We start from the raw sequence: 4114 nt of genomic DNA, 5'->3' as shown, positions 1-4114 counted from the left end.
TTATGCCGCCAAACCGGACGCGCGCGGGCCCCGCGAGGCGCCAATCACCCGCTTCGCCCGCCGCCTGTCGGCGGGGCCGTCGGAAGCGACGGCAGACGATATCGCCGCGCTGCGATCAGTTGGCATGGATGACCGCGAGATCATCGACTTGATCCACGCCATATCGATCTTCGGCTGGGCGAACCGGCTGATGCACGTTCTCGGCCATGCGGAGAGCGGGTGATGATGTCGCATGCGGTCAAGGCACTCCGTCCCACACTGTGAAGGGCACCAACCAGAATGCTTGAACTCAAAGATATAAAGCTGTCCTACGGAAGCACGCAGGTCCTGAACGGCGTCAATCTCTCGGTAAAGCGAGGTGACGTCGTGTCAATCATCGGCCCAAGCGGCACCGGCAAGACCACCCTGCTGAAGTGCATCAACTACCTGGTTAAGCCGGCATCTGGAACCATCGCATTCGATCAGATTCGGATGGATTACCAGCGCGCCGACAAGGCAGCCATCCAGGCGATCCGGCTCCGGACAGCGATGGTCTTTCAGCAATTCAACGTCTTCAAGAACATGACCGTCCTCCAGAACGTCATGGATCCGCTGGTCGTCGTGCAGCGCAAGTCCACGGACGAGGCGCGTGAAATCGCGCTGCGAGAGCTCGAAAGGGTCGGCCTCTCAGCGAAGCGGGACAGCTATCCGTCCCAGCTCTCAGGTGGCCAACTCCAGCGTACAGGCATCGCACGTGCGCTGGCGGTTCGGCCGGATGTGATGCTCTTCGACGAACCGACATCATCGCTTGATCCAGAACTGGTCGGTGAGGTTCTTAAAGTGATCAAAGACGTCACGTCGTCCGGGATTACTTCGCTGCTTGTGACCCACGAGATGCAATTCGCAAGGAACATCTCAAACCGGATCGTCTTCATGGATCGTGGCGTAGTTGCCGCCGATGGCAGTCCGGCTGAGATCTTCGATGCGCCTTCCAGCCCACGACTTGCTCAATTCCTGCAGTCTGAACTCGCTTTTCAATAATCCAACAAGAAGGGAACCCAAGAAATGTCTGCAATCAAATCCAGTTTTTCGCGTCGTTATGCCCTGGCCGTCGCCGGCGGCATCGCAATTGCCCTTGCGACAGCAGGGATCAGTTATGGTCAGACCGTTCGGACAATCAAAATTGCGACCTCTGCCGAATCCAAGCCATTGGCTTGGGGCGCGCTCGGCGTCGAGCCGCAAGGCTATGAACCCGATCTACTGAGGGCGATCAACGCAAAGCTGCCGCAATACAAGTTCGAAATGGAAGGTGTCTCCGACATCGCGCAGGAAACCGGCCTGGCCACAGGCAAATACGACATCGCGGTCGGTGGTTACTACAAGTCACCCGAGCGCGCCAAGCAGTTCTTCATTCCGGAAAACCCCATGGGCGCCAGCCTGATGAAGATCTACAGCAAAAAGGGCAGCGGCATCAAGGAAATGAAAGATCTGGTCGGCAAGAGGATCGTTCCGACCACGGCTGGCGGCGGAACCTATAAGTTCATCATGAACTGGCAAAAAGAAAATCCGCAATACAAGCTTGACGTGACGGCGTCGAGCGCCGGAATCCCGTATCCAAACCGTTTGGATGAGGTTCAGAACGGCAAGTTCGACGCGCTGGTCCTGCCTTCAAATCTTGGTGAGCAGACCGTCATCGATGAAAAGAAGCTCGACATCGTGGCGTCCGAACCGGTCTTCAGCAACAACACCTATATGCTTATTCACAGGTCAGATGAAAACAAGGTTCTGGTCGATGACGTGAACAAAGTTCTCAAGGAGTTAAAAGACGACGGCACAATCGAAAAGCTATCGCAGAAGTGGTTTGGCGAAGGCATCGTCAAGTATATGAAATGATGTGATCTGAGTAGATATCGTCAGCGGCAAGGCTGAATTGCAAGAAGGAGCGTTTCAAAGTGGATGTTTCTGCTATGATTCCCGAGTTGCTCTCGGCATTGCCGCTGACGCTCGCTATCACGTTTACCGCCATGTTGGTCGGCTTTTGCTTGGCGCTCGTTGCGACAACATTGCGGATTCGCAGGATACCAGTGGTCAGCCACCTCACCGACCTCTACGTGTCCTATGCCCGCAGCGTTCCCGTCGTCCTCCAGTTGTTCGTCGCGTTCTACGGGCTCCCCCTATTGGTGGCGCTGTTCGGCTCCGCAGATTTCTTCTCGCCGACGATCGCTGCGATGGTCGGACTGAGCTTTTACCATGGCGGCTATCTGTCGGAAGTCCTGCGGCCCGCATACCTGGCCGTCGATCGCGGCCAGCATGATGCGGCCGACAGTCTAGGATATACCTTTCGCCAGAAGATCACCCGCATCGTGGGCCCGCAAGCGGTGCACTTCGCATTGCCCGGCTATGGAAATTCCATCATCTACCTGATCCATAACGTTGCGCTGGTCATGTACATCGGGGCGGCCGACGTGATGGCGACCGCGCATTTGATCATGGAGCGCGACTATAACCAGTACCAGTTCGAAACATACCTCGTCCTGGCCGTCATCTATGCGCTGATGTGCCTGATTGCCTGGTTTATCGTGCACTTGTTCGAGCTTCGCTCGCCGATGCAGGCGCCTGAGGCCACGACAACAGCTCAGATCAAGAACGCGGCCATCGCCAGCGTCTGACCTAAAGGGTATTAAACCATGTTCGATACCGAAATTTTGCTCCAGGACACCCAGGAAATTCTGGGCGCCGTACCCGTAACGCTTGCCATGGCGTTCACGATTTTCGTCCTGTCGACGATCGTCGGCAGCATTTTTGCACTCGTCGAATATAGACGAGTCCCGGTGCTGCGAGAGCTCATCATGGCTTACAAGATCGTCTTCAAGGGCGTTCCGATGGTCATCGTGATTTTCCTCGCCTATTTCGGTCTGCCCCCGGCATTCCAGTTCCTGCTCTCGTTGCTCGGAATCAACTTCAACGCCCACGAAACACCCAACTCGGTTATCCTTATTATTGCGGTGACAGGCTGTATCGCTGCGTTCCAATCGGAGATTATCAAAGGAGCCCTGAACGCCTTTGACACCGGTCAGTCAGACGCCGCCCATTCCCTTGGCTATACGAACGGCCAATTGTTCCGACGGATTCTGTTTCCCCAGGTGGCTCTCACGGCAATTCCCGACCTGACAACCTCGATGATGGTCATCATGAAGGCGCTTTCTCTCGGATTCGCCATCGAGGTTGTCGATATCTTCGCCCAGTCCCAGCTGACCGCCGCGCTGAACTACTACTACCTCGAAGCCTTCGTGATTGCCGTCGTGATCTACATGGTGATTGCCTATATCGTCACCCAGATTGCCGACAGGCTGGAGCAAGCCCTTAGGGTGCGGACCTGAGCGAAGCGTCGTCAGGACCCGCGCATCAAATCCGGAGGAGCTCAAGGCTCAGTTGAGGCCTGCAAACACCTGATGGGCGAACGCTCTGCCAGACCTGCGGGCTCTTGTAAAAAACCGACACCTCACCCTGGTGAGCCACGGCCGAAGGCTTGGCGACGATGAAGGCGAAGCGCCCTACAGCGGGCGCCGCCTCATCGCAGATTGGTCAGATCCACTGGACGATTGTTGATGATCGCTTCCATGGAAAAGAAGCCTGTCACCGTAGCCAGGTCGAAGTTCGTGATCAGTTTCTGGTAGAATGCATCGTAGCCGGACATGCCTTGTGTCACGACCTTGATCAGGTAGTCCCAATCCCCTCCGATCCGATAGAAATCGATCACCTCCGGCAACCGTTCGACATGGGCACGGAACGCCTCACTCCACTCCTTGGAATGGTGGCGGGTGCGAACCATTACGAAAACCGTCAGGTCGAGCCCCAGCGCTCGCAGATCGATATTACTGTGCGACCCGCGGATAAGACCTAGCGACTGCAGGCGCTGGATCCGCCGCCAGCACGCATTCTGGGACAAGCCGACCCTCTCCGCCAAATCTCGCTGCGAAAGGCTTGCATCGATCTGCATGGCTGTCAAAATCTTCATATCAAATGCATCGATTTTCGCCCGATCTTCGATCATCTGACACGTCACTAGCAAAAAATTGCAGAAAATAGGGGAATTTTTTCGACCGTGGAGCAGGCTACAATCGGAGTCAATATC

5 protein-coding genes and 1 pseudogene are annotated in these 4114 nt (G+C 55.9%); 5 read left to right on the top strand and 1 reads right to left on the bottom strand.

All coding sequences use genetic code 11. The features are described from left to right. The 5 genes and pseudogenes from NKI72_RS34160 to NKI72_RS34140 all read left to right on the top strand — a co-directional run. A pseudogene (locus tag NKI72_RS34160) lies at nt 1-223 on the top strand (peroxidase-related enzyme); the annotation flags it as partial. A 56-nt stretch (nt 224-279) separates the two neighbouring features. After that, nucleotides 280-1020 (top strand): amino acid ABC transporter ATP-binding protein, encoded by a 741-nt coding sequence (locus NKI72_RS34155; RefSeq protein WP_352694335.1) that lies wholly within the window; start codon nt 280-282, stop codon nt 1018-1020. 24 nt (nt 1021-1044) lie between these two features. Beyond that, nucleotides 1045-1872, top strand: coding sequence for a transporter substrate-binding domain-containing protein (locus NKI72_RS34150; protein ID WP_352577913.1), 828 nt, complete (start codon nt 1045-1047; stop codon nt 1870-1872). A 59-nt stretch (nt 1873-1931) separates the two neighbouring features. Then, nucleotides 1932-2648, top strand: coding sequence for an amino acid ABC transporter permease (locus NKI72_RS34145; protein ID WP_031194726.1), 717 nt, complete (start codon nt 1932-1934; stop codon nt 2646-2648). A gap of 18 nt (nt 2649-2666) precedes the next feature. After that, on the top strand, nt 2667-3359 hold the full coding sequence (locus NKI72_RS34140) for an amino acid ABC transporter permease (RefSeq protein ID WP_352817832.1): 693 nt from the start codon (nt 2667-2669) through the stop codon (nt 3357-3359). A gap of 191 nt (nt 3360-3550) precedes the next feature. On the opposite strand, the gene NKI72_RS34135 is transcribed toward NKI72_RS34140, so the two are convergent. Next, on the bottom strand, nt 3551-4033 hold the full coding sequence (locus NKI72_RS34135) for an Lrp/AsnC family transcriptional regulator (RefSeq protein ID WP_023721564.1): 483 nt from the start codon (nt 4031-4033) through the stop codon (nt 3551-3553). Between the last annotated feature and the right edge of the window lie 81 nt (nt 4034-4114).

The organism is Mesorhizobium sp. M0437 (assembly GCF_040321335.1).
In the GTDB taxonomy this organism is placed as follows: Bacteria; Pseudomonadota; Alphaproteobacteria; order Rhizobiales; family Rhizobiaceae; genus Mesorhizobium.
Note: the sequence above shows the minus strand (reverse complement) of the source record. Positions and strands in the feature narration are given on the sequence as shown.